Genomic DNA, 25,808 nt, shown 5'->3' with positions numbered 1-25,808 from the left:
CCAACACCCGGCGCTTCGGCGCGGAACATGGGAGCACAAAATAATGAGACGAGCGAAGATCGTCGCCACCCTCGGGCCGGCGACATCGAGCTATGAGCAGATCCGGGCGATTCTCGATGCAGGCGTCGACGTCGCGCGGATGAATCTCAGCCACGGCAGCTACGACGTCCACGAGGGCGTCTACCAGAACGTGCGGAAGGCGGCGAGCGACTCGGGTCGTGCCGTCGCAGTGCTCGTCGACCTCCAGGGGCCGAAGATCCGTCTCGGCAAGTTCGCCGACGGACCCCACGAGCTCGCCGAGGGCGACATCTTCAAGATCACGACCGAAGACGTCGTCGGCACGAAGGAACTCGTCGGAACGACCTTCAAGGGGCTGCCCCACGACGTCAAGCCGGGCGACTTCCTGCTGATCGACGACGGCAAGGTGCGCGTCGAGGTCGTCGAGACCGACGGCGTCGTCGTCACCACCAAGGTCATCGTGGCCGGACCGGTGTCGAACAACAAGGGCATCAACCTGCCCGGCGTCGCCGTCAACGTGCCGGCACTCTCCGACAAGGACGAGGCCGACCTCCGCTGGGGACTCGAACTCGGCGCGGACCTCATCGCGCTCTCGTTCGTGCGCAACGCGTCCGACATCACCCGCGTGCACGAGATCATGGACGAGGTGGGCCGCCGCGTGCCCGTCGTCGCGAAGATCGAGAAGCCGCAGGCCGTCGACGCCCTCGAGGAGATCACCGAGGCGTTCGACGCCATCATGGTCGCCCGCGGCGACCTCGGCGTCGAGCTGCCCCTCGAGGCCGTGCCGATCGTGCAGAAGCGCGCGGTCGAGATCGCTCGCCGTCTCGCGAAGCCCGTCATCGTGGCGACGCAGATGCTCGAGTCGATGATCCACAGCCCCGTGCCGACGCGCGCTGAGACCTCCGACGTCGCGAACGCGGTGCTCGACGGGGCCGACGCGGTCATGCTCTCGGGCGAGACGAGCGTGGGGGAGTACCCCGTCATCACGGTGCAGACCATGGCGCGCATCGTCGAGTCGACCGAGCAGCACGGGCTCGACCGCATCGCGCCCCTCGGCACGAAGCCGCGCACCCAGTCGGGCGCGATCACGGCCGCCGCGGTCGAGGTCGCCGACTTCGTCGAGGCCAAGTACCTCTGCGTCTTCACCGAGTCGGGCGAGACAGTGCGTCGCATGACGCGCCTGCGCTCGAAGATCCCCATCCTGGCGTTCACGCCCGACCCCGCGATCCGCCGCCGCATGGCGCTCAACTGGGGTGTCGAGTCGTTCGTCGTGTCCCGGGTGACCCACACCGACCAGATGGTCGGCCAGGTCGACGAGGCGCTCGCGAAGACGGGCAAGGCGGTGAACGGCGAGAAGGTCGTCATCATCTCGGGTTCCCCTCCCGGAATCCCCGGCACCACGAACGACGTGCGCGTGCACGTCGTCGGCGAGGTGCTCTAGCCCGTACGACGAGAGGAGCCGGTCCGCGAGGGCCGGCTCCTTTCGCGTGTCCGCGGTGACGAGCAGCGGATGTCGCAGCCACCGCTCGACCGCCGGCCGTCGTCGTGCTGCTCGAGGTGCCAGACTCGGAGCATGGTCGAGTTCGAGTGCAGCACCCGTCTGCCGATGACGGTGCAGCAGGCCTTCGACCGTTCCCGGAACATCGACGTGCACGTGGCATCCATGTCCGATTCGCGAGAGCGCGCGATCGCCGGTGTCACGACGGGCCTCATCGGCGCGGGCGAAGAGGTGACGTGGCGGGCCCGGCACTTCGGCGTGCCGTTCCGGATGACGAGCCGGATCAGCGAGTTCGACCCGCCGTCGTCGTTCGTCGACGAGCAGGTCGCCGGGCCGTTCCGTTCCTTCCGCCACGAGCACGAGTTCTCGGATGATGCCGCGGGCGGCACGCTCATGGTCGATCGGGTGCGGTTCGCCGCGCCGTTCGGGCCACTGGGTCGCGCCGCGGAGCTCGTGCTCGGACCCTACCTGCGGCGTCTCATCGAGCACCGGAATGCAATCCTCGCCTCAGACGAGGCTCCTCCGTCCACGAAATGAGGTCGACCATGCCGACATCCGTTCTCCCTGCAAGCGGATCGCCCGCCCTCGACTGGGCCGCGCGTTCGATGCCGCTCCTCGCGGCGACCATGGCGACTCACGCCGACGACTTCGCCGGGCGGCACGTCGGCATCTGCCTGCACATCGAGCCGAAGACCGGGGTGCTCGTGCACTGGCTGCTCAGGGTGGGGGCGAGGGTCACCATCACCGGCAATCTCGGCACGACCGACCAGGCGACCGTCGACACGCTGCGTGCGCTCGGCGCGACGGTGCTCGGCGGCCATGACGACGATGCCGCCCAGCACGCGCGCAACCTCGACGCCCTCGTCGCCGCCCAGCCCGACCTCCTCCTCGACAACGGGGCGGAGACGATCGAGCGGATCCTCCGCGGCGGGCCCCGCGGCGCGGGCTTCCTCGGCGCCACCGAGGAGACGACGACGGGCGGGCGACGGCTCCGCGAGCTCGACGTCGCTGCGGACTTCCCGGTCGTCGTCATCAACGACAGCCCGCTGAAGCTCCTGATCGAGAACGAGTTCGGCGTCGGCCAGAGCATCGTGCAGGGGTTCATGAACGCCACGAACGCGATGCTGCCGGGGACCCGGTCTACCGTCATCGGGTACGGTCCGTGCGGCAAGGGCGTCGCGGAGACGCTCGCACGGCTCGGGGCGCGGGTGAGCGTGGCCGACACCAATCCCTACCGGGCGCTCGAGGCGATCATGCACGGCCACCGCGTCGCTCCGGTCGACACGCTGCTTCCGGACTCGCAGCTCGTGTTCCTCGCCACCGGTCATCCGGGCGTGATCTCGGGCGACCGGCTCGACCTCCTCGGCAACGGTGCCATGCTCGTCGGCGTCGGGCACGAGGCCGACGAGATCGATCTGCCCGCGCTGCGGTCGCGCGCCCTCCGGACCTCGTCGCTCTCGACGCCGTCGGGCGATGCCGACGCCCGGATCCTCTACGAGATGGCCGACGGACGCGAGATCGTGGTGCTGCACGGCACCAAGATGATCAACCTCGTGGCAGCCGGCGGCAATCCCATCCAGGCGATGGACCTCGGACTCTCGTTGCAGGCGGCGAGCCTCGCCGCCATCGCACGCGGCGGGGTCGGATTCACCGGACCGTTCGGAGTGCCGGCCGACATCGACCGCGAGCTCGCGACCGCACTGGTCGGTCTCTGGAGCTAGTGCCTCGCCCGATTCGGGACGTGGTGCCGGTGGTGGGGGTCGAACCCACACGCCCTTTCGGGCAAAGCATTTTGAGTGCTCCGCGTCTGCCATTCCGCCACACCGGCCAAAGGCCTCGCTCAGAATACCGTAGGCTTTCCTCCGTGACAGACACCGAACCAACTCAGTCGGCACCGCGCCGCGTGGTCGTGGCGGAAGATGAGTCGCTCATCCGCCTCGATATCGTCGAGATCCTGCGCGACAACGGCTTCGAGGTCGTCGGCGAGGCCGGTGACGGCGAAACGGCAGTGGCGCTCGCCACCGAGCTGCGACCCGACCTCGTCATCATGGACGTCAAGATGCCCCAGCTCGACGGCATCTCCGCGGCGGAGCGGCTCTCGAAGGGCCACATCGCCCCGGTCGTGCTCCTCACGGCGTTCAGCCAGAAGGAGCTCGTGGAGCGCGCCAGCGAAGCCGGCGCCCTGGCCTACGTCGTGAAGCCGTTCACGCCCAACGACCTCCTGCCCGCGATCGAGATCGCCCTGGCCCGCTACGCGCAGATCATCGCGCTCGAGGCCGAGGTCGGCGACCTCGTCGAGCGCTTCGAGACCCGAAAGCTCGTCGATCGGGCGAAGGGCCTCCTCAACGAGAAGATGGGACTCTCGGAGCCCGAGGCGTTCCGTTGGATCCAGAAGGCCTCGATGGACCGCCGCCTGACGATGAAAGACGTCTCGCAGGCCATCATCGAGCAGCTCGCGGCCAAGAAGTAGCACCCACAGGCTTCCAGAACAGCGGATGCCGCGGCGACACGTGTCGCCGCGGCATCCGCTGTTCTCGTTGCCTCTCAGGCGGCCACGCGGTCCTCGATGACGCGTCGGGCGGTGTCGTCGGCCGCTTGTAGTCTTGGGGGGTGTCGGACGCAGAAAAGCCCACCCTCCTCGTCGTCGACGGCCATTCGCTGGCCTTCCGGGCGTTCTACGCCCTCCCAGTCGACAGCTTCACCACCCGCGACGGTCAGCACACGAATGCCATCCACGGCTTCCTGTCGATGCTGCTCCTGCTGCTCGCGAACGAGAAGCCGACGCACATCGCCGTCGCCTTCGACATCTCGCGCGCCTCGTTCCGCACGCGCGAGTACCCCGAGTACAAGGGCACTCGGGGTGAGACGCCGGTCGAGTTCAAGGGCCAGGTGCCCCTGCTGCAAGACGCCCTGAAGGCGATGGGCGTGCGCACCCTCGAAAAAGAGGACTACGAGGCCGACGACATCCTCGCGACGCTCGCGGCCCGCGGCCGCGCCGAGGGCTACCGTGTCCTCCTCGTCTCCGGCGACCGCGACACCATCCAGCTCGTCAACGACGACGTCACGCTGCTCTACCCGAACACGCAGGGCGTCTCGCAGCTGAAGCGCTACGACACCGACGCGGTCGTCGAGCGCTACGGCATCCGCCCCGAGCAGTACCCAGACATCGCCGCACTCGTCGGTGAGACGAGCGACAACCTCATCGGCATCACGAAGGTGGGCGAGAAGACCGCCGTCAAGTGGCTCGGCCTGTACGGCTCGCTCGACGGCATCCTCGAGCACGCCGAAGAGATCAAGGGCGTCGTCGGGCAGAACCTGCGCGACGAGAAGGAGAACGCGATCCGCAACCGCCGGCTCAACCGGCTCGTCACCGACGTCGAGCTCGACGTCGCGATCGACGAGCTCGTGGCGAAGCCGATCGACATCGAGGCGGTGCAGCCGATCTTCGAGCGGCTCGAGTTCCGCACGCTGTTCGAGCGCATGAAGAAGATCGTGGCCGGCAACGGCAACGGCAACGGCAACGGCAACGGCAACGGCAATGGCAACGGCAACGGCAACGGTGCTGCCGCGGCATCCGCTGCGCCCGTGGCCCCGGTCGCAGACGCTCCCGCCGCTCCCGCGGCGCCGACTCCGCGGCGGCTCCTCGACGAGGAACTCGCCGCCTGGATCGAGCGCGCCGTCGCTGCAGAGCCTGCCGGCCTCGGCCTCAGCATCGAGGTGCTCGACGGCGCCGTGATCGGCGCCGGCATCGCGACGGCGACGGAGTCCGTGCACCTGCCGTGGCAGCAGGGGCGCACCGACTACGCGCCGTTCGAGGCGTGGCTCGCGAGCGACGCCCCGAAGATCATGACCGACGCGAAGCCCCAGCTGAAGGCGCTCATGCGGTCGGGCCTCGCCTTCGACGGGCTCGTCGTCGACACCCTCGTCGCCGGATGGCTCGTGCGACCGATCCTCGCCGAGAAGACGCTCGCCGACCTCGTCGAGCGCTACCTCGGCGAGACCGTGCCCCAGGGCGACCCCGCTCAGCTCGTGCCCGAGGAGGGCACCGACGCGGGCGCTCCGGAGTACGCGTGGTATTCGCTGCGCGTCGCGCCCGTCGTGCTCCGGGCCCTGCCCGAGAGCTCGCGGCAACTGCTCGCCGATGTCGAGATGCCGCTCGTGCCGGTGCTCGCCGCCATGGAGGTGCGCGGCGTCACGGTCGACCACGCCGAGCTCAGCGCGCTCTCGGCCGAGCTGGGCGCTCGCGCAGCCGGCCTGGCCGAATCCGCGTTCGCGGAGATCGGGCGCGAGGTCAACCTCGGTTCGCCGAAGCAGCTGCAAGAGGTGCTCTTCGACCAGCTCGGCATGCCGAAGACGCGCGCGACGAAGACCGGGTACACGACCGACGCGAGCGCGCTGGCCGACCTGCAGGAGTCGAACCCGCACCCCTTCCTCGGGTATCTGCTCGAGCACCGCGACGCCACGAAGCTGCGCCAGATCGTCGAGTCGCTCGACAAGTCGATCGCGGGCGACGGTCGCATCCACACGAGCTACGGCCAGATCGGCGCCGCCACGGGCCGCATGTCGTCGAACGACCCGAACCTCCAGAACATCCCGATCCGCACCGAAGACGGCCGCCGCATCCGCAAGGCCTTCCGTCACGGACCCGAGTACACCGAGCTGCTCACGGCCGACTACTCGCAGATCGAGATGCGCATCATGGCGCACCTATCGGGCGACCCCGGCCTCATCGAGGCGTTCAACGCCGGTGAAGACCTCCACCGCTTCGTCGGCGCCCGCGTCTTCTCGGTGGATCCCGCCGATGTCACTCCCGTGATGCGCACGAAGGTGAAGGCCATGTCGTACGGCCTCGCGTACGGTCTCAGCGCGTTCGGCCTCTCGAAGCAGCTCCGCATCGACCGCGCCGAGGCGACGCAGCTCATGAAGGAGTACTTCGAGCGCTTCGGCGCGGTGCGCGACTACCTGCGCATGGTCGTCGAGCAGGCGAAGATCGACGGCTACACCGAGACGATCTTCGGTCGCCGTCGTCCGTTCCCCGACCTCAACAGTCCGAACCGGGTGCTTCGCGAGAACGCCGAGCGCGCCGCCTTGAACTCGCCGATCCAGGGTTCGGCGGCCGACATCATCAAGATCGCGATGTCGCGGGTCGAGCACGACCTCGCAGCGCAGGGCATGGCGAGTCGCATGCTGCTCACCGTGCACGACGAGCTCATCTTCGAGGTCGCCGATGGCGAGTCCGGCACGCTCGAGACGCTCGTTCGCGAGCGCATGGCGAGTGCGGCCGAGCTGCTCGTGCCGCTCGACGTGCAGATCGGTCGCGGGGCCAACTGGGAGGACGCGGCGCACTGATCAGTGCGCCGCCGCCGGGATGCGTGACGTCGGTCGGCTGCCATAGGCTCGCTCCATGGCATCGAGTGAACGCACCCCGACCGACGTCGATCGCATCGCAGAGTGGTGGGTCGACACGCTCGTCGAATTGAACCCCGGCGTCGGCACCTACATCGGCCGCACGACGTTCGACGAACAGCTCGCCGACTACTCTCCCGAGGGCCACGAGCGCTCGATCGCCGCCACCCGGGAGGCGCTCGCCGCGCTCCGTGGCGCGACGCCGGTCGACGACGTCGATCGCATCACCGTCGCCGACCTCGGCAGCGAACTCGAGCTCGAACTCGAGCGCCACGATGCCGGGCTCCACCTGCGCGACCTCAACGTGATCGCGAGCCCCGCTCAAGACATCCGCGAGGTCTTCGACCTCATGCCGACCGACGCCCCCGAGGAATGGGACCGCGTGGCGACTCGTCTGGCGGCGGTTCCGGGCGCGATCGACGGGTACATCGAGACCCTGCGCGAGGGCATCGCCCGTGGCACGGTGCCCGCGGTTCGCCAGGTGCGCGAGGTTGCAGCGCAGGCCCGGCGGATCGCGAAGCCCGACGGCTTCTTCGGCACCTTCGCCGGTTCGGCCAAGGCCACCGGTGGCGCCGACCTCCCCGTCTCCATCATGAGCCGCCTCGGCACCGGTGCCGAGGCTGCCGCAGCCTCGTACGGCCGGCTCGCCGAATTCCTCGAGGCCGAGCTGCACCCCGTGGCGGGAGAGCGCGACGGCGTCGGGCGTGAGATCTACGCCCTGCAGTCGCGCCACTTCCTCGGCGCGGTGATCGACCTCGACGAGACCTACGAGTGGGGCATCGAGGAACTCGCCCGCATGGTGGCCGAGCAGGAGTCCATCGCGAACGAGATCCTGCCAGGGGCATCCGTCCATGAGGCGATCGCCTTCCTCGACGGCGACCCGTCCCGGAAGCTGCACGGCACGGATGCGCTGCAGCACTGGATGCAGGAGACGAGCGACCGCGCCGTCGCCGAGCTTGCGGGAACGCAGTTCGACATCCCCGCCGAGATCCGCACGCTTGAGTGCATGATCGCGCCGACGCAAGAGGGCGGCATCTACTACACCGGGCCGAGCGACGACTTCTCGCGCCCGGGCCGCATGTGGTGGTCGGTGCCCGAGGGCGTCACCGAGTTCGACACCTGGCGCGAACTCACGACCGTCTACCACGAGGGCGTTCCCGGTCATCACCTGCAGATCGGCCAGGCCGTCGTGAACCGCGGCCAGCTGAACACCTGGCGGCGCCAGCTCGCCGGCACGTCGGGCCACGCCGAGGGCTGGGCGCTGTACGCGGAGCGGCTCATGCAAGGCCTCGGCTACCTCGACGACCCCGCCGACCGACTCGGCATGCTCGACGGCCAGCGCATGCGCGCCGCGCGCGTCGTGCTCGACATCGGCGTGCACCTCGGCAAGCAGCGGCCAGACGGCCAGGGCGTGTGGACGGGCGAGTATGCCTTCGAGTTCCTCGGGCAGAACGTCAACATGAACGCGGGCTTCGTGCGCTTCGAGGTCAACCGGTACCTCGGCTGGCCCGGCCAGGCGCCATCGTACAAGGTCGGCCAGCGCATCTGGGAGCAGCTGCGCGATGAGGTCGCGCGCCGAGAGGGCGCGTCGTTCGACATCCGCGAGTTCCACCGCAACGCGCTCTCGCTCGGCGGCGTCGGGCTCGACACCCTGCGCTCGGCGCTTCTCGGCTGATCGCGACCGTGTCGACACCGCACCGGGCAAGGCGAGCATGACGCGCGTCGTCATCGCCGGGGCATCCGGCTTCATCGGCGCGCACCTCGTCGCGAGGTATCGGGCGGCGGGCATCGAGGTGCGCACGATCGGGCGCGGTGCTTCGGCGGATGCCGGGTGGGGCGACCCTGCGGCGATCGCGCGTGCGGTCGACGGCTGCGACCTGCTCGTCAACCTCGCAGGCAAGAGCGTGAACTGCAGGTACACGCCGGGCAACCGCGCCGAGATCATCAGGTCGCGGGTCGAGACCACCGCGGCGCTGCGGGCGGCAGTGGCATCCGCAGCGGCGCCACCGCGCGTCTGGGTCAACTCGTCGACGGCGACGATCTACCGGCATGCCGAAGACCGACCCATGACCGAACGCGACGGCGAACTCGGTCGCGGGTTCTCGGTCGAGGTCGCCAAGGCCTGGGAGTCGGAGTTCTTCGCGGGTGAACTGCCGGCGACGCGACGGGTCGCCCTCCGAATCGCGATCGTGCTGGGCGACGGCGGCGTCATGCGGCCGCTCGTCCGGCTCGCACGACTCGGCCTCGGTGGGCCGCAGCTCGACGGTCGGTGGCCGTCGACGCGCGCTCGCAGGCACGCCGGCACCCAGCACGAGTTCGGGGCCCGCGGCGGCCGGCAGCGCTTCAGCTGGGTGCACCTCGACGACGTAGCCGGCATCATCGACTTCCTCGCTGCGCGATCCGAGCTCGACGGCGTCGTCAACGTGAGCGCTCCGCACCCCACCGACAATCGCACGCTCATGCGCACCATCAGACGGTTGCTCGGGGTGCCGTTCGGCATGCCGGCATGGCGTTGGATGCTCGAGCCCGGATCCGCGGTGATCCGCACCGAGACCGAACTGGTGCTGAAGAGCCGGTGGGTCGTCCCCGAGCGACTGCTCGACGCGGGCTACGAGTTCGTGCATCCCGATCTCGAACCGGCGCTCCGCAGCATCCTGAGGCCCGAATCGGTGCGTTCCGAGGCCGTACCGGCGTCGGCGCCGGGGGAGTGACGCGGCCGTTTGCCAACACGGGAGCGATTCCGTTAGGATTGAGCGTCACTCGTGTGACATCCCTGTCCGCATGCCCATCGCGGAATCAACATATCGCTCTCCCTCGCGATGGGCTCGATTTTGTCCTTTACGGAGCATTCACTACATGACAACCGCAACGACCAAGGCACCCAAGCAGGTCGCGATCAACGACATCGGATCTGCTGACGATTTCCTCGCCGCGGTCGAGAAGACTTTGAAGTTCTTCAACGACGGCGACCTCATCGAGGGCACCGTCGTGAAGATCGACCGCGACGAGGTTCTCCTCGACGTCGGCTACAAGACCGAGGGTGTCATCCCCTCGCGTGAGCTTTCGATCAAGCACGATGTCGACCCCAGCGAGGTCGTCGGCGTCGGCGACACCGTCGAGGCCCTCGTCCTCCAGAAGGAAGACAAAGAAGGCCGCCTCATCCTGTCCAAGAAGCGCGCTCAGTACGAGCGTGCGTGGGGCGACGTGGAGAAGATCAAGGAAGCCGATGGCGTCGTGACCGGTTCGGTCATCGAGGTCGTCAAGGGCGGCCTGATCGTCGACATCGGCCTGCGCGGCTTCCTCCCGGCGTCGCTCATCGAGCTCCGCCGTGTGCGCGACCTCACGCCGTACCTCGGTCAGGAGATCGAGGCGAAGATCCTCGAGCTCGACAAGAACCGCAACAACGTCGTGCTCTCGCGCCGCGCGCTCCTCGAGCAGACGCAGTCCGAGTCGCGTTCGACGTTCCTCGCGAACCTCCACCCGGGACAGATCCGCAAGGGTGTCATCTCGTCGATCGTCAACTTCGGTGCGTTCGTCGACCTGGGTGGCGTCGACGGTCTCGTCCACGTCTCCGAGCTCTCGTGGAAGCACATCGAGCACGCCTCCGAGGTCGTCGAGGTCGGTCAGGAAGTCACCGTCGAGGTGCTCTCCGTCGAGCTCGACCGCGAGCGCGTCTCGCTGTCGCTCAAGGCGACGCAGGAGGACCCGTGGCAGGTCTTCGCCCGTACCCACGCGATCGGTCAGGTCGCCCCGGGTAAGGTCACGAAGCTCGTTCCGTTCGGTGCGTTCGTTCGCGTCGCAGACGGGATCGAGGGCCTCGTCCACATCTCCGAGCTGTCGGGCAAGCACGTCGAGCTCGCAGAGCAGGTCGTGTCGGTCGGCGAAGAGGTCTTCGTCAAGGTCATCGACATCGACCTCGAGCGTCGCCGCATCTCGCTCTCGCTGAAGCAGGCGAACGAGGGCGTCGACCCCGAGGGCACCGAGTTCGACCCGGCGCTCTACGGCATGCTCACCGAGTACGACGAGCAGGGCAACTACAAGTACCCCGAGGGCTTCGACCCCGAGACCAACGAGTGGCGCGAGGGCTTCGAGGCCCAGCGCGAGAAGTGGGAGCAGGACTACGCTGCTGCCCAGGCTCGCTGGGAGGCTCACAAGAAGCAGGTCGCCGCGGCGAACGCTGCTGCTGTGGCCGACGACTCGTTCGCCTCGGCTGGTGCTTCGTACTCGAGCGACACCGCCGGCGCGGGCACCCTCGCCGACGACGCGTCGCTCGCGGCGCTGCGCGAGAAGCTCTCGAGCAACAACTAGTCGCTCCCGCGATTCGTCGCGGTTCGACACGGAAGGCCGGTCCCCTCGGGGGCCGGCCTTCCGGCGTCTCACCCGCGATCGGCACGTGGCCGAACCGCCGACCGAGACGCCGAGGGCATCATCGTCGCCGCTGGCCGTCGCGTCCGGCGTCGCGCCGTTAGAGTGGAGGCGTGTATCTGATCGGTCTCACGGGCGGCATCGCCTCTGGCAAGTCCACGGTCGCGCGTCGACTCTACGAACACGGCGCCGTGCACATCGACGCCGACCAGCTCGCGCGTCGTGTTGTGGAGCCGGGCACGCCGGCGCTGGCGGCGATCGTCGAGGAGTTCGGCACCGACGTGCTGCGCCGCGACGGCTCGCTCGACCGCGCGAAGCTCGGCGAGCGCGTCTTCGGCGATGCCGAACAGCTCGCGAAGCTCAATGCGATCGTGCACCCCGCGGTTCGCGAGCTGTCGGGCCGACTGATCGCGAAGGCCGAACAGGAGGACCCCGACGCCGTCGTGGTCTACGACGTGCCGCTGCTCGTCGAGGCATCCGTCGATCATCCGTTCGACCTGATCGTCGTGACCAACGCGCCCCGGCGCGCCCAGGTCGAGCGGCTCGTCGAGAACCGCGGTCTCGACCGGGGTCAGGCGGAGGCCCGCGTCGATGCCCAGGTCGACAACACGGCCCGCCTCGCGATCGCCGACGTCGTGATCGACACGGATGGCTCGCTGGCTCATACGATGAGCCAGACCGACGAGCTCTGGCACCGCATCGTCGAAGAGCGTCGCGCACGAGCCTGACCGGCCCTGTCATGAGCTGACAGCCGGCACACAGGGGGAGTGTCGGCGGGCGCTCCTAGACTGGAGAGCATGCAGGCCACCCGTTCAGTCCGGCCGTTCGAGGTCATCAGCGACTACACGCCGAGCGGCGATCAGCCGGCGGCGATCGCCGAGCTCGCGGCACGCATCAACGCCGGTGAGACCGACGTCGTGCTGCTCGGCGCGACCGGCACCGGCAAGTCCGCCACGACCGCCTGGCTCATCGAGCAGGTACAGCGGCCGACCCTCGTGCTCGCGCACAACAAGACCCTCGCGGCGCAGCTCGCCAACGAGTTCCGCGAGCTGCTGCCGAACAACGCCGTCGAGTACTTCGTGTCGTACTACGACTACTACCAGCCCGAAGCGTATGTCCCGCAGACCGACACCTTCATCGAGAAAGACAGCTCGATCAACGCCGAGGTCGAGCGACTTCGCCACTCGACGACGAACTCGCTGCTCAGCCGTCGCGACGTCGTGGTCGTGTCGTCGGTCTCGTGCATCTACGGCCTCGGCACGCCCGAAGAGTACCTCGGCGCGATGATGCCGTTGCAGGTCGGCCAGAAGGTCGATCGCGACTGGCTCATCCGCAAGTTCGTCTCGATGCAGTACCAGCGCAACGACGTCGACTTCTCCCGCGGCAACTTCCGCGTGCGCGGCGACACGATCGAGATCATCCCGATCTACGAAGAGCTCGCGATCCGCATCGAGATGTTCGGCGACGAGATCGAGGCGCTCTACAGCCTGCATCCGCTGACCGGCCAGGTCGTGGCGAAGCTCGACTCTGTACCCGTCTTCCCCGGCTCGCACTACGTCGCGAGCACCGAGGTGATGCAGCGCGCCATCGGCACGATCCGCATCGAACTCGAGGAGCGGCTCGCCGAGCTCGAACGCGAGGGCAAGCTGCTCGAGGCGCAGCGGCTGCGCATGCGCACCACCTTCGACCTCGAGATGATGGAGCAGATCGGGTTCTGCTCGGGCATCGAGAACTACTCGCGCCACATCGACGGACGACAGGCGGGTGAGGCTCCGCACTGCCTCCTCGACTACTTCGCCGACGACTTCCTCGTCGTGATCGACGAGTCGCACGTCACGGTGCCGCAGATCGGTGCGATGTACGAGGGTGACTCCTCGCGCAAGCGCACCCTCGTCGAGCACGGCTTCCGCCTGCCGAGCGCGCTCGACAACCGGCCGCTCAAGTGGGATGAGTTCAAGGCGCGCGTCGGCCAGACCGTCTACCTCTCGGCGACCCCCGGACGTTACGAGATGGGCATCGCCGACGGCGTCGTGCAGCAGATCATCCGCCCCACCGGCCTCGTCGACCCGCAGATCGTCGTGAAGCCCTCCAAGGGCCAGATCGACGACCTGCTCGAAGAGATCCGCACCCGCGCCGGCCGCGACGAGCGCGTGCTCGTCACGACGCTCACGAAGAAGATGGCCGAAGAGCTGACCGACTTCCTCACTGAGGCGGGCGTGCGGGTGCGATACCTCCACTCCGACGTCGACACGCTCCGCCGCGTCGAGCTCCTCACCGAGCTGCGCGCCGGCGTCTACGACGTGCTCGTCGGCATCAACCTCCTCCGTGAGGGCCTCGACCTGCCCGAGGTCTCGCTCGTCGCGATCCTCGACGCCGACAAAGAGGGGTTCCTCCGCTCGTCGACCTCGCTCATCCAGACCATCGGTCGAGCCGCTCGAAACGTCTCGGGCGAGGTGCACATGTACGCCGACGTGCTCACCGACTCGATGAAGTCGGCGATCGACGAGACGACACGTCGCCGCGACATGCAGCTCGAGTACAACCGGGTCAACGGCATCGATCCGCAGCCGCTGCGCAAGCGCATCGCCGACATCACCGACGTGCTCGCCCGAGAAGAGGCCGACACTGCTGCCCTCCTCGCGGGTCGCGATGCGAAGAAGAAGACCTCGGTGCCGAATCTCCGTCGAGAAGGCATCGCGGCCGCAGGCGCGAACGACCTCGAAGACATCATCCGCGACCTCAACGACCAGATGCTGGTCGCGGCCGGGGAGCTGAAGTTCGAGCTCGCGGCGCGCCTGCGCGACGAGGTCTCCGACCTCAAGCGCGAGCTCCGCCAGATGGAGAAGGCCGGCCACCTCGGCTGACCGCCCGCCCGATTCGAACGTATGTTCGCTCAGAGCACGCGTGCTCGAGGCATCCGTGTCGGTGGGTCTCCTTAGACTCGTAGGGTGCCAGTTTCACGTCTCGATGCCCATTCGCACCTGAGTGTCCGCGGTGCTCGCGTGCACAACCTGCAGAACGTCGACGTCGAGATCCCTCGCGACGCGATGGTGGTCTTCACGGGGCTCTCGGGCTCCGGCAAGTCGTCCCTCGCGTTCGACACGATCTTCGCCGAGGGACAGCGTCGGTACGTCGAGTCGCTCTCGGCCTATGCGCGGCAGTTCCTCGGGCAGGTCGACCGGCCCGACGTGGACTTCATCGAGGGGCTCAGCCCCGCGGTGTCGATCGACCAGAAGTCGACCAACCGCAACCCGCGCTCGACCGTCGGCACGATCACCGAGATCTACGACTACATGCGACTGCTCTGGGCGCGCATCGGCGTGCCGCACTGTCCGGTGTGCGGTGAGCGCATCCAGCGCCAGACGGTGCAGCAGATCGCCGACCAGCTCATGGAGCTGCCCGAGGGCACGCGCTACCAGGTCGTCAGCCCCGTCGTGTCGAAGAAGAAGGGCGAGTTCGTCGACCTCTTCCGCGACCTCGCGGCGCAGGGCTACTCCCGCGCCGTCGTCGACGGCGACGTCATCCGCCTCGACGACCCGCCGAAGCTCAAGAAGCAGATCAAGCACGACATCTCGGTGGTCATCGACCGCCTCGTCGCCGCCCCCGAGTTGCTCGGCCGGCTCACCGACTCGCTCGAGACCGCATTGCGCCTGACCGACGGGCTCGTGCAAGTGAACTACGTCGACGAGACCGGCCCTGCCGCGTGGGTCACGTTCTCCGAGAAGCTCTCGTGCCCGAACCAGCACCCCATCCAGCTCACCGAGATCGAGCCGCGCACCTTCTCGTTCAACGCCCCGTTCGGCGCCTGCCCCGAGTGCTCGGGCCTCGGCACGCGCATGTCGGTCGACGACGCGCTGCTGCTCGGCGACCAGAGCCTCAGCATCGCCGACGGCGTCATCATCCCGTGGACCTCGCAGGGCAAGAGCCTCTACAACTACTACGAGAAGCTCCTCGGCGGCCTGGCACGAGACCTCGACTTCTCGCTCGACACCCCGTGGGAGGAGCTCGACGAGGTCGCCCGCCAGGCGGTGCTCCGCGGAGACAACTTCGAGGTCAAGGTCAAATGGCGCAACCGCTACGGCCGTGAGATGAGCTACACCTCGGGCTTCGAGGGCGTCGTGCCCTACATCGAGCGCCAGTACCTGCAGGCCGAGACCGACGTGCAGCGCGCCCGGTGGTCCGAGTACCTCCGCGAGGTGCCGTGCCCGGTCTGCGACGGCAAGCGGCTGAAGCCCGAAGTCCTCTCGGTGCTCATCCACGACCACAGCATCGCCGACGTCGGGCTGCTCAGCCTCACCGACGCGCGTTCCTTCATGGACCGTCTCGCACTCACCGACCGCGAGCAGGCGATCGCCGCACAGGTGCTGCGCGAGATCAAGCTGCGACTCGACTTCCTCATCCGCGTCGGGCTCAGTTACCTCGACCTCTCGCGGGCCGCGGCGACCCTCTCCGGTGGTGAGGCGCAGCGCATCCGTCTCGCGACGCAGATCGGTTCCGGGCTCACCGGCGTGCTCTACGTGCTCGACGAGCCGAGCATCGGGTTGCACCAGCGCGACAACCGTCGCCTCATCGACACGCTGATCGCGCTCCGCGACCTCGGCAACACGCTGATCGTCGTCGAGCACGACGAAGACACGATCCGCACCGCCGACTGGATCGTCGACATCGGACCCGGCGCCGGAGTCAACGGCGGCACCGTCGTGCACTCGGGCAGCTACGCCGACCTCGTGAAGAACACGCGCTCGCTCACCGGCGACTACCTCTCGGGGCGCCGCGAGATCCCGATTCCCGAGCAGCGTCGCACGATCGACTCCGAGCGCATCATCACCGTGCAGGGGGCCGAGGCCAACAACCTGCGCGGCGTCGACGTCGAGTTCCCGCTCGGCGTGCTGACCGCGGTCACCGGTGTGAGCGGCTCGGGCAAGTCGTCGCTCGTCAACGACATCCTCTATCGGGTGCTCGCCAACCGTCTGAACGGGGCCCGCAAGGTTCCCGGCAAGCACCGCCGGGTCACCGGCCTCGACCAGCTCGACAAGGTCGTGCACGTGGACCAGGCGCCGATCGGGCGCACGCCGCGGTCGAACCCCGCGACGTATACGGGCGTCTTCGACCGCATCCGCACCCTGTTCTCCGAGACGACCGAGGCGAAGGCGCGCGGCTACCTGCCGGGCCGGTTCAGCTTCAACGTCAAGGGCGGCCGCTGCGAGGCGTGCTCGGGTGACGGCACGATCAAGATCGAGATGAACTTCCTGCCCGACGTCTACGTCGCGTGCGAGGTGTGCGGCGGCCAGCGCTACAACCGCGAGACGCTGCAGGTGCACTACAAGGGCAAGAACATCGCCGAGGTGCTCGAGATGCCGATCAGCGAGGCGGCCGAGTTCTTCGAGCCGATCTCGGCGATCCACCGCTACCTGAAGACCCTCGTCGACGTCGGCCTCGGCTACGTGCAGCTGGGCCAGAGCGCCACGACGCTCTCGGGCGGCGAGGCGCAGCGTGTGAAGCTCGCGACCGAGCTGCAGCGCCGGTCGAACGGCCGCAGCGTCTACGTGCTCGACGAACCGACCACCGGACTCCACTTCGAAGACGTGCAGAAGCTCCTCAAGGTGCTCGGCAAGCTCGTCGACAAGGGCAACACCGTCATCGTCATCGAGCACAGCCTCGACGTGATCAAGTCGGCCGACTGGATCATCGACCTCGGCCCCGAGGGCGGTTCGGGCGGCGGTCAGATCGTCGCGACCGGCACGCCCGAACAGGTCGCCGCAGTACCCGACAGCCACACCGGGTACTTCCTGCGCGAGATCCTCGACGCGGCGTCGGTGCGAGCCGCGGTCGCCAGCTGAGGCGATGAACACCTCCGTGTCGCGACGGGACGACACCGTCCCGTACCGCCCGAAGAAGGGCGAGATCCCCACTCAACCCGGGGTGTACCGGTTCCGCGATGCCGATCGACGCGTGCTCTACGTCGGCAAGGCGAAGAACCTCCGGGCCAGGCTCTCGAACTACTTCGCGCCGCTGCGCACACTGCACGAGCGCACACGGCGCATGGTCACGACGGCGGCCTCGGTGGAGTGGACTGTCGTCGCGAACGAGGTCGAGGCGCTCCAGCTCGAGTTCACCTGGATCAACGAGTTCGATCCGCCGTTCAACGTGCAGTTCAAGGACGACAAGTCGTACCCGTACCTCGCGGTCACACTCGCCGACGAGGCGCCCCGAGCCGTCGTGACGCGCAACCGCAACATCCGCGGCGCGAAGTACTTCGGGCCCTACCCCAAGGTGTGGGCGGTCAACGAGACGCTCGAGATCCTGCTCAAGCTCTTCCCGATCCGCACCTGCAAGGACTCCGACTACCGGCGGGCGATGGCGAGTGGCAAGCCGTGCTTCGCCGGGCAGATCGGCCGTTGCTTCGGCCCGTGCTCCGGACTCGTGACGATCGAGGAGCATCGCGAGAGCGTCGACCGCTTCGTCTCGTTCATGCAGAACCAAGACCGTCGCATCCTCGGCGAGCTCACCCAGCGCATGCGCTCGGCCGCCGCCGTGCAGGACTACGAGTCCGCCGCACGGCTGCGCGACCGGCTCCAGGCGGCGACGTCGTTCTTCGAGAAGAGCGCCGTGGTGCTCGGCGAGAAGGTCGACATCGACGTGTTCGGCATCGACCACGACGAACTCGCGGCCGCGGTGCAGCTCTTCATCGTGCGCGGTGGCCGCATCCGAGGCGTGCGCTCGTGGACCGTCGACAAGGAGCTCGACGTTCCGCTCGGCGAACTCGTCGACTCCGTCGTGCAGAACGCCTACGGCGACGGGGGAGTCCCGGCGGCCGAGGTCGTGATCCCCGAGCTGCCCGACGACGCCGAGGCGCTCGAGACCTGGCTCGGCACGATCGCAGGCCGCAAGGTGCGGCTTCGGGCTGCGCAGCGCGGCGACAAGGCGGCGCTGCTCGCAACAGCGACGCAGAACGCCAAGCAGACCCTGATGCTCTACAAGACACGACGCAGCGCCGACTTCACGACGCGCTCGCGCGCCCTCGAAGACATCCAGGAGGCGCTCGGCATGGCCGACGCCCCGCTCCGCATCGAGTGCTACGACGTCTCGCACCTGAGTGGCACGAACATCGTCGCCTCGATGGTCGTGTTCGAAGACGGGCTGCCCCGCAAAGACGAGTACCGCCGGTTCACGATCCCGAACTCGACCGACGACACCGATTCGCTCCACCAGGTGCTCACGCGTCGGCTCGCCTACCTGAAGACACCCGACTCGATCGGCTCGCCCATCGAACCGAGCGTCACCGACGGCGCCGACGTCCCCGAGGGCGAGACGGATGCCGCGGCATCCGAGCGCCGCAAGAAGTTCGCCTACCGGCCGAACCTGCTCATCGTCGACGGCGGACAGCCGCAGGTGGCGGCGGCGGCGCAAGCACTCGAGGAGTCCGGCGTCGAGGGCATCTACCTCTGCGGCATCGCGAAGCGTCTCGAGGAGATCTGGACGCCCGACGGCGACTATCCGGTGATCCTGCCGCGCAACAGCGATGCGCTCTTCCTCTTCCAGCGGGTGCGCGACGAGGCGCACCGCTTCGCGATCACCCACCAGCGGCAGCGCCGCAAGCGCGACATGGGCAGTGTGCTCTCCGAGATCCCCGGTCTCGGGCCGTCGCGTGTGAAGGAGCTGCTTCGGCACTTCGGCTCCGTCAAACAGCTGCGCGCGGCATCCGAGACCGATATCGCCGAGGTGAAGGGCATCGGTCCGGCCCTCGCCTCCACCGTGCACCGCTCCCTGCACGCCGATGGGGCCCCCGCACCCAGATAGGCTTGGGTGTCGACACGCGGAAGGGGGCCTCGACACGATGACCGCAGATTCCGAGCAGCAGGAGATGCTGATCGTCACCGGCATGTCCGGTGCAGGGCGCTCGACGGTCGGCAACGCGCTCGAAGACCTCGGCTGGTACGTCGTCGACAACCTTCCGCCGCAGATGCTGCGTCCGCTCGTCGAGCTCGTCGAGCGCGCCGGCACCTCGCTTCCGCGGATCGCGGCGATCGTCGACATCCGCGGCCGCGACTTCTTCTCCGAGCTCCGCGAGATCATCCAGGCCCTCCGCACTGGTGTGAGCGTGCGCGTCGTCTTCCTCGACGCCACCGACGCCGTGCTCGTGCGCCGGTTCGAGTCGGTCCGCCGTCCGCACCCGCTGCAGGGCAACGGCACGCTGCTCGACGGCATCGGTGCAGAACGCGCCCGCCTGGCCGAGCTGCGCGAGGCGAGCGACATCGTCGTCGACACGTCCGACCTGAACATCCACCAGCTCGCGACCCTCATCACCGAGACCTTCGCCGAGGCCGGCCACGCGGGTCTCCGCGTCACCATGCAGAGCTTCGGGTTCAAGTACGGCGTGCCCTCCGACGCCGATCTCGTGGCCGACGCGAGATTCCTCCCGAATCCGTTCTGGATCCCCGAGCTCCGCCACCTCACGGGCGACGACGCCGTCGTCTCGGAGTACGTGCTGAGCCAGCCCGGGGCGATGGAATTCGTCGACGCCTACGTGAAGGCGCTCGAACCCGTGCTCGCCGGCTACCAGCGCGAGAACAAGCGGCACGCGACGATCGCGATCGGATGCACCGGCGGCAAGCACCGCTCGGTCGCCCTCGTACGCGAGCTCGCGAAGCGCATCGCCGCGCTGCCCGGCGTCGCAGTGAGCGTGAAAGACCGGGACCTCGGCCGCGAGTGATCGCCGGCCCTGCAACACATGAGAGATGGGACGACAAGTGGCACTGACCGCTGACGTGAAAGAAGAACTGGCGCGCGTCGAGGTGTCGAAGACCGGGGTCAGGGTCGCCGAGCTGGCGTCGATCCTCCGGTTCGCCGGGGGCCTGCACATCATCTCCAACCGCATCGCGATCGAAGCCGAACTCGACTCCCCGACGCTCGTGCGCCGCGTGACGCGAGACCTGGGGGAGATCTACGGCGTGCGCCCCGACGTCTCCGTGATCTCGCCGACGGGCATGCGACGCTCGAACCAGTACCTCGTGCGCGTGCTCGAGGGCGGCGAGACGCTCGCCCGTCAGACGGGCCTCCTCGATGCGCGTCGCCGCCCGGTGCGCGGCCTGCCGAACAAGCTCACCACTGGATCGCGCGACGAGGTCGCGGCGATCTGGCGCGGCGCATTCCTGGCGAAGGGCAGCCTGACCGACCCCGGTCGTTCGGCCGCGCTCGAGGTCACCTGCCCGGGCAACGAGACCGCGATGGCCCTCGTCGGCGCGGCGGGCCGTCTCGGCGTCTCGGCGAAGGCGCGAGAGGTGCGCGGGGTTCATCGCGTCGTCATCCGCGACGGCGAGGCCATCAGCGCGATGCTCGCCGTGATGGGTGCCACCGACACGGTGCGCAACTGGGAGGAGCTGCGTCAGCGCCGCGAGGTGCGTGCGACGGCGAATCGCCTCGTGAACTTCGACGACGCGAACCTCCGGCGATCCGCACAGGCCGCGGTCGCGGCGTGCGCCCGCGTGGAGCGCGCGATGGAACTCCTCGGTGAGGGCATCCCCGATCACCTGAAGTACGCGGGCGAGCTGCGTCTGGCCCATCGCGAGGCGAGCCTCGACGAGCTCGGCCACTACGCCGACCCGCCCATGACGAAGGACGCGGTCGCCGGACGCATCCGTCGACTCCTCGCGATGGCCGACAAGAAGGCCGCCGACCTCGGCGTGCCGGGCACCGAGGCGAGCCTTCCCGCCGATCTCGACGAGGTCTGAGCGGATGCTCCGGCGGCACTGACGCTCGGAGCGCGCACTTCGATCTCGACGAGGTCTGAGCGGATGCTCCGGCGGCACTGACGCTCGGAGCGCGCCTTTCGATCTCGACGAGGTCTGAGCGGATGCTCCGGCGGCCGTGCCGCTCGGAGCATGCACGACCGGTCGGGCAGGTCACCGCGGCATCCGTCACAGTGTGTCAAGCCTGCATGGCACCACGGGTGCCGAAGCGGCGACGGGCATAGACTCGAAGGGCAGCCGCGGAATCCCGGGGATACGCCCGGAGGACCCGGCGCATCTGACAAGGAGAAGCAATGGCCGACTACACCCTCCCCGATCTGCCCTACGACTACTCGGCGCTCGAGCCGGCGATCAGCGGCACGATCATGGAGCTGCACCACTCGAAGCACCACCAGGCGTACGTGACGGGTGCCAACACCGCGCTCGCACAGCTCGCAGAGGCCCGCGACTCGGGCAATCTCGCGAACGTCAACAAGCTCGAGAAGGACCTCGCCTTCAACCTCGGCGGCCACGTCAACCACTCGATCTTCTGGACCAACCTCTCGCCCGAAGGCGGCGACAAGCCGACCGGCGACCTCGCCGCGGCGATCGACGACCAGTTCGGCTCGTTCGACAAGTTCCAGGCGCACTTCACGGCGACGGCGCTCGGCGTGCAGGGCTCCGGCTGGGCCGTGCTCGCGTGGGATTCGCTCGGAGAACGCCTGATCATCGTGCAGTTCTTCGATCAGCAGGGCAACCTCCCCGCGGGGATCGTGCCCCTGCTCATGCTGGATGTCTGGGAGCACGCGTACTACCTCGACTACAAGAACGTGCGCGCCGATTACGTCAAGGCGTTCTGGAACATCGCGAACTGGGAGAACGTCCAGAAGCGCTTCACGACCGCTGGTGAGAAGACCTCAGGGCTGCTGCTACTGTCGTAAACGGATGGTGTCCCCGGACCTGTCCGGGGACACCGCCGTCCGACCAGTTCACCCGTGAAAGTGCGCGTTCGCGCCATCGTCAATCAGGAGACTTCTGTGTCTGTAAAGATCGGCATCAACGGCTTCGGCCGCATCGGCCGCAACTACCTCCGTGCCGCCCTCGCTCAGGGCGCCGACCTCGAGATCGTCGCCGTGAACGACCTCACCGACAACAAGACGCTCGCACACCTCCTGAAGTACGACTCCATCACCGGTCGTCTGGACGCAACGGTCGACTACGACGAGAACAGCATCATCGTCGACGGCAAGGCCATCAAGGCGTTCTCGGAGCGCGACCCCGCGAACCTCCCGTGGGGCGAGCTCGGCGTCGACATCGTCATCGAGTCGACGGGCTTCTTCACCAAGGCCGCCGACGCGCGCAAGCACATCGAGGCCGGCGCGAAGAAGGTCCTGATCTCGGCCCCCGCGACCGATGAGGACGCGACCTTCGTCATGGGCGTCAACGAGCACGAGTACGACCCCGCGAAGCACCACATCATCTCGAACGCATCGTGCACGACGAACTGCCTGGCGCCCCTCGCGAAGGTCTTCAACGACGCGTTCGGCATCGAGCGAGGCCTCATGACGACGGTGCACGCCTACACGGCCGACCAGAACCTCCAGGACGGCCCCCACAAGGATCTGCGTCGTGCGCGTGCCGCCGCGATCAACATCGTCCCGACCTCGACGGGTGCGGCAAAGGCCATCGGCCTCGTGCTCCCCGAGCTCGTCGGCAAGCTCGACGGCTTCGCACTGCGCGTTCCGGTCCCGACCGGCTCGATCACCGACCTCACCGTCACCTCGTCGCGCCCCGTGACCGTCGACGAGGTCAAGGCCGCGTACAAGGCTGCAGCTGAGGGCCCCATGAAGGGCATCCTCAAGTACACCGAAGACGAGATCGTCTCGAGCGACATCGTCTCCGACCCGCACTCGTCGATCTTCGACGCCGGACTGCTCCGCGTCCTCGGCGACCAGGTCAAGCTCTCGAGCTGGTACGACAACGAGTGGGGCTACTCCAACCGTCTCGTCGACCTCACCGAGTACGTCGCCGACCGACTCTGAATCGAGCCCCTGTGACCCTGCGAACGATCGATTCCCTCGGTCCGCTCGCCGGCAAGCGCGTCGTCGTCCGTTGTGACCTGAACGTCCCCCTCCGGGACGGGGTCATCACGGACGACGGCCGCGTGCGGGCATCGGTCCCCACCCTGGCGGCGCTCGTCGCCCAGGGCGCCCGCGTGATCGTGGTCTCCCACCTCGGTCGACCCGACGGCGCACCCGACCCCCAGTACAGCCTCGGCCCCGTCGCGAGACGCCTCGGCGAACTCCTCGACGCACCGGTCGCCTTCGCGACCGACACGGTCGGCGAGGATGCCACGGCGAAGGTCGCTGCTCTCGCCGACGGCGAGGTGCTCGTGCTCGAGAACCTGCGCTTCAACGCGGGGGAGACCTCGAAGAACGAGGCTGAGCGCACGGCGTTCGCCGGCGAGCTCGCCGAGTTCGCCGACGCCGTCGTCTCCGACGGCTTCGGCGTCGTGCACCGCAAGCAGGCGAGCGTGTACGAGCTCGAGCAGCTCCGTCCGAGTGCCGCGGGCCTCCTCATCGCGGCCGAGCTCGACGTGCTCGACCGGCTCACCGAGAAGCCCGAGCGCCCGTACACGGTCGTGCTCGGCGGCTCGAAGGTCTCCGACAAGCTGGGAGTCATCGCGCACCTGCTGCCGCGCGTCGACGCGCTCCTCATCGGCGGCGGCATGCTGTTCACGTTCCTCGCCGCGCAGGGCCACAAGGTCGGCTCGAGCCTCCTGGAGGCAGACCAGATCGACACCGTCAAGGGCTACCTCGCCGAGGCCGCCGAGCGCGGCGTCGACATCGTGCTGCCGACGGATGTGGTCGTGGCCGCGTCGTTCTCGGGTGAAGCCGAGCACGTGGTCGCTCCGGCCGACGCGATCGAGCAGACCCCGTTCGGGGCATCCGGCCTGGGCCTCGACATCGGCCCCGACACCGCCGCCGAATTCGCCAACCGCATCCGCGGCTCGAAGACGGTGTTCTGGAACGGCCCGATGGGCGTGTTCGAGCTCGCTCCGTTCGCGGCCGGCACGCGGGTGGTCGCGGCAGCCCTGACCCAGGTCGACGGCCTCAGCGTCGTCGGCGGCGGCGATTCGGCGGCCGCCGTACGTCAACTCGGCTTCGAAGACGCTCAGTTCGGTCACATCTCGACCGGCGGAGGCGCGAGCCTCGAGTTCCTCGAAGGTAAGAAACTTCCCGGACTGGAGGTCCTCGGATGGCAGTGAAGCGCACCCCGTTCATCGCAGGCAACTGGAAGATGAACCTCGATCACCTGCAGTCGATCGCGTTCGTGCAGAAGCTCGCATGGGCTCTCGCCGACGCGAAGCACGACTTCGCCGACGCGGAGGTCGCGGTCTTCCCGCCGTTCACCGACCTGCGTTCGGTGCAGACGCTCGTCGCGGCCGACTCGCTGCCGATCGGCTACGGCGCGCAGGATGTCTCGGCCCACGACTCGGGCGCCTACACGGGCGAGATCTCCGGCGCGTTCCTCAAGCAGCTCGACTGCCGCTACGTGATCATCGGCCACTCCGAGCGACGCACGCTGCACGCGGAGTCCGACGCCGAGGTCAACGCGAAGGTCAAGGCCGCGCACCGGCACGGTCTCGTGCCGGTCGTCTGCGTCGGCGAGACGGCGGAAGACCTGGAGGCGCACGGTCCGAGCGCCGTTCCGGTCGCGCAGCTGCGTGCCGCCCTCGACGGCGTCGACGGCTCGAAGGGCCTCGTCGTCGCGTACGAGCCCGTCTGGGCGATCGGCTCGGGTCAGGCGGCGACGCCTGCACAGGCCGAACAGGTCGCGGCGGCGCTGCGTGCACTCCTGGTCGACCTCGTCGGCGAAGAGGTCGCGCAGTCGACTCGCGTCCTGTACGGCGGTTCGGTGAAGGCGGCGAACATCGCCTCGTTCCTGCGGGAACCGAACGTCGACGGGGCTCTCGTCGGCGGCGCGAGCCTCGACATCCCCGAATTCGCGAGCATCGTGCGGTTCAAGAAGCACGTCGGAGCCTGATTTCCCGTACCCGGGAGCGCGAGCGCTCCCGGGTACGGTCATGCTTCCGGCTATACTCGAGTGTCGGCATCGACCCATCTGTCGTGCCCGGAAAGGTTCACCCCGTGGAGATTCTCCAGGTCGTCCTGCAGGTGCTGCTCGGTCTCACGAGCCTGCTGCTGACGTTGCTCATCCTGCTGCACAAGGGTCGTGGCGGCGGTCTGTCCGACATGTTCGGCGGCGGTGTCACCTCCAGCCTCGGAGCATCCGGTGTCGCCGAGCGCAACCTGAACCGGATCACGATCATCCTCGCGCTCGTGTGGATCACCTGCATCGTCGTGCTCGGCCTCATCACCAAGTTCGACTCCGGAATCTGACGGGAAGCATCATGGCATCAGGAAACAGCGCCATTCGCGGGTCGCGCGTCGGCGCGGGCCCCATGGGCGAACAGGATCGCGGATTCCACGCCGATCGTGTCGCCATCAGCTACTGGGACGCGCACGGCAACGAGACCGTGCGCTACTTCTCGGCGACGCTCCCTGAAGAGGAGATCCCCGAGACGATCGACAGTCCGTCGACCGGCCTGCCGGCCGGCCGCGACCGCGAGAACCCGCCGTCGGTGTCGAAGCTCGAGCCGTACAAGACGCACCTCGCGTACGTGAAGGAGCGCCGCACCGATGAAGAGGCCGCGGCCCTGCTCGACGACGCACTCACGCAGCTGCGCACGCGCCGCGGTCAGGCTCCCAAGGCCTGATCAGCGACGACGT

At 68.3% G+C, this 25,808-nt stretch carries 20 protein-coding genes and 1 tRNA gene; 20 read left to right on the top strand and 1 reads right to left on the bottom strand.

Annotated elements, in window-relative coordinates:
* Positions 1 to 43 precede the first annotated feature (43 nt).
* The 3 genes from pyk (at position 44) to ESP57_RS02395 (ending at position 3,237) form a co-directional block, all read left to right on the top strand.
* Positions 44 to 1,459 carry a pyruvate kinase gene (gene pyk, locus ESP57_RS02405; RefSeq protein WP_056009252.1) on the top strand — a complete coding sequence of 472 codons (1,416 nt, stop codon included), beginning with the start codon at positions 44 to 46 and terminating at the stop codon, positions 1,457 to 1,459.
* Between the two features lie 132 nt (positions 1,460 to 1,591).
* Positions 1,592 to 2,053 carry an SRPBCC family protein gene (locus tag ESP57_RS02400; RefSeq protein WP_056009250.1) on the top strand — a complete coding sequence of 154 codons (462 nt, stop codon included), beginning with the start codon at positions 1,592 to 1,594 and terminating at the stop codon, positions 2,051 to 2,053.
* 8 nt (positions 2,054 to 2,061) lie between these two features.
* Entirely contained in the window at positions 2,062 to 3,237 is a 1,176-nt protein-coding gene (locus ESP57_RS02395; RefSeq protein WP_129230441.1) for an NAD(P)-dependent oxidoreductase, read from the top strand.
* 21 nt (positions 3,238 to 3,258) lie between these two features.
* On the opposite strand, the gene ESP57_RS02390 is transcribed toward ESP57_RS02395, so the two are convergent.
* Positions 3,259 to 3,344: transfer RNA gene (locus ESP57_RS02390), tRNA-Leu, on the bottom strand.
* Between the two features lie 36 nt (positions 3,345 to 3,380).
* Here ESP57_RS02390 and ESP57_RS02385 point away from each other — a divergent pair.
* From ESP57_RS02385 to ESP57_RS02305, 17 genes are all read left to right on the top strand, one after another.
* Entirely contained in the window at positions 3,381 to 3,986 is a 606-nt protein-coding gene (locus ESP57_RS02385; RefSeq protein WP_056009246.1) for an ANTAR domain-containing response regulator, read from the top strand.
* A 140-nt stretch (positions 3,987 to 4,126) separates the two neighbouring features.
* Positions 4,127 to 6,865: a DNA polymerase I gene (gene polA / locus ESP57_RS02380; protein WP_129230440.1), complete on the top strand. Its 2,739-nt coding sequence runs from the start codon at positions 4,127 to 4,129 to the stop codon at positions 6,863 to 6,865.
* Positions 6,866 to 6,920: 55 nt separating this feature from the next.
* The gene (locus ESP57_RS02375) at positions 6,921 to 8,597 is read left to right on the top strand and encodes a DUF885 domain-containing protein (protein ID WP_129230439.1); all 1,677 of its coding nucleotides are present in this window, start codon (positions 6,921 to 6,923) and stop codon (positions 8,595 to 8,597) included.
* A gap of 37 nt (positions 8,598 to 8,634) precedes the next feature.
* The gene (locus ESP57_RS02370) at positions 8,635 to 9,633 is read left to right on the top strand and encodes an epimerase (RefSeq protein WP_129230438.1); all 999 of its coding nucleotides are present in this window, start codon (positions 8,635 to 8,637) and stop codon (positions 9,631 to 9,633) included.
* Positions 9,634 to 9,778: 145 nt separating this feature from the next.
* Positions 9,779 to 11,230 (top strand): 30S ribosomal protein S1, encoded by a 1,452-nt coding sequence (gene rpsA / locus ESP57_RS02365; RefSeq protein ID WP_056009238.1) that lies wholly within the window; start codon positions 9,779 to 9,781, stop codon positions 11,228 to 11,230.
* Between the two features lie 170 nt (positions 11,231 to 11,400).
* Positions 11,401 to 12,015 carry a dephospho-CoA kinase gene (gene coaE / locus ESP57_RS02360; protein WP_129230437.1) on the top strand — a complete coding sequence of 205 codons (615 nt, stop codon included), beginning with the start codon at positions 11,401 to 11,403 and terminating at the stop codon, positions 12,013 to 12,015.
* Positions 12,016 to 12,084: 69 nt separating this feature from the next.
* Positions 12,085 to 14,151, top strand: coding sequence for an excinuclease ABC subunit UvrB (uvrB, locus tag ESP57_RS02355; protein ID WP_056009233.1), 2,067 nt, complete (start codon positions 12,085 to 12,087; stop codon positions 14,149 to 14,151).
* Between the two features lie 84 nt (positions 14,152 to 14,235).
* A complete protein-coding gene (uvrA, locus tag ESP57_RS02350) occupies positions 14,236 to 17,127 on the top strand; it encodes an excinuclease ABC subunit UvrA (protein ID WP_115957804.1) in 2,892 nt (963 codons plus the stop codon).
* A gap of 4 nt (positions 17,128 to 17,131) precedes the next feature.
* Complete coding sequence (gene uvrC, locus ESP57_RS02345; protein WP_115957806.1) at positions 17,132 to 19,087, top strand: excinuclease ABC subunit UvrC; 1,956 nt, start codon at positions 17,132 to 17,134, stop codon at positions 19,085 to 19,087.
* A gap of 37 nt (positions 19,088 to 19,124) precedes the next feature.
* Positions 19,125 to 20,000, top strand: a complete 876-nt coding sequence (rapZ, locus tag ESP57_RS02340) for an RNase adapter RapZ (RefSeq protein ID WP_056009227.1) — start codon at positions 19,125 to 19,127, stop codon at positions 19,998 to 20,000.
* A 37-nt stretch (positions 20,001 to 20,037) separates the two neighbouring features.
* A complete protein-coding gene (gene whiA / locus ESP57_RS02335; RefSeq protein WP_056009225.1) occupies positions 20,038 to 21,018 on the top strand; it encodes a DNA-binding protein WhiA in 981 nt (326 codons plus the stop codon).
* A 311-nt stretch (positions 21,019 to 21,329) separates the two neighbouring features.
* Positions 21,330 to 21,956 (top strand): superoxide dismutase, encoded by a 627-nt coding sequence (locus ESP57_RS02330; RefSeq protein WP_056009223.1) that lies wholly within the window; start codon positions 21,330 to 21,332, stop codon positions 21,954 to 21,956.
* 96 nt (positions 21,957 to 22,052) lie between these two features.
* Positions 22,053 to 23,057 carry a type I glyceraldehyde-3-phosphate dehydrogenase gene (gap, locus tag ESP57_RS02325; RefSeq protein WP_129230436.1) on the top strand — a complete coding sequence of 335 codons (1,005 nt, stop codon included), beginning with the start codon at positions 22,053 to 22,055 and terminating at the stop codon, positions 23,055 to 23,057.
* 11 nt (positions 23,058 to 23,068) lie between these two features.
* Complete coding sequence (locus tag ESP57_RS02320) at positions 23,069 to 24,283, top strand: phosphoglycerate kinase (RefSeq protein WP_129230435.1); 1,215 nt, start codon at positions 23,069 to 23,071, stop codon at positions 24,281 to 24,283.
* A complete protein-coding gene (tpiA, locus tag ESP57_RS02315; RefSeq protein ID WP_129230434.1) occupies positions 24,274 to 25,062 on the top strand; it encodes a triose-phosphate isomerase in 789 nt (262 codons plus the stop codon). Before ESP57_RS02320 ends, tpiA begins: the two co-directional genes overlap by 10 nt.
* Positions 25,063 to 25,166: 104 nt before the next feature.
* The gene (secG, locus tag ESP57_RS02310; RefSeq protein ID WP_056009215.1) at positions 25,167 to 25,418 is read left to right on the top strand and encodes a preprotein translocase subunit SecG; all 252 of its coding nucleotides are present in this window, start codon (positions 25,167 to 25,169) and stop codon (positions 25,416 to 25,418) included.
* Between the two features lie 11 nt (positions 25,419 to 25,429).
* On the top strand, positions 25,430 to 25,795 hold the full coding sequence (locus ESP57_RS02305) for an RNA polymerase-binding protein RbpA (protein WP_056009211.1): 366 nt from the start codon (positions 25,430 to 25,432) through the stop codon (positions 25,793 to 25,795).
* Positions 25,796 to 25,808 lie beyond the last annotated feature (13 nt).

This window comes from Agromyces fucosus, from assembly GCF_004134865.1.
Classification (GTDB): Bacteria; Actinomycetota; Actinomycetes; order Actinomycetales; family Microbacteriaceae; genus Agromyces; species Agromyces fucosus.
Note: the sequence above shows the minus strand (reverse complement) of the source record. Positions and strands in the feature narration are given on the sequence as shown.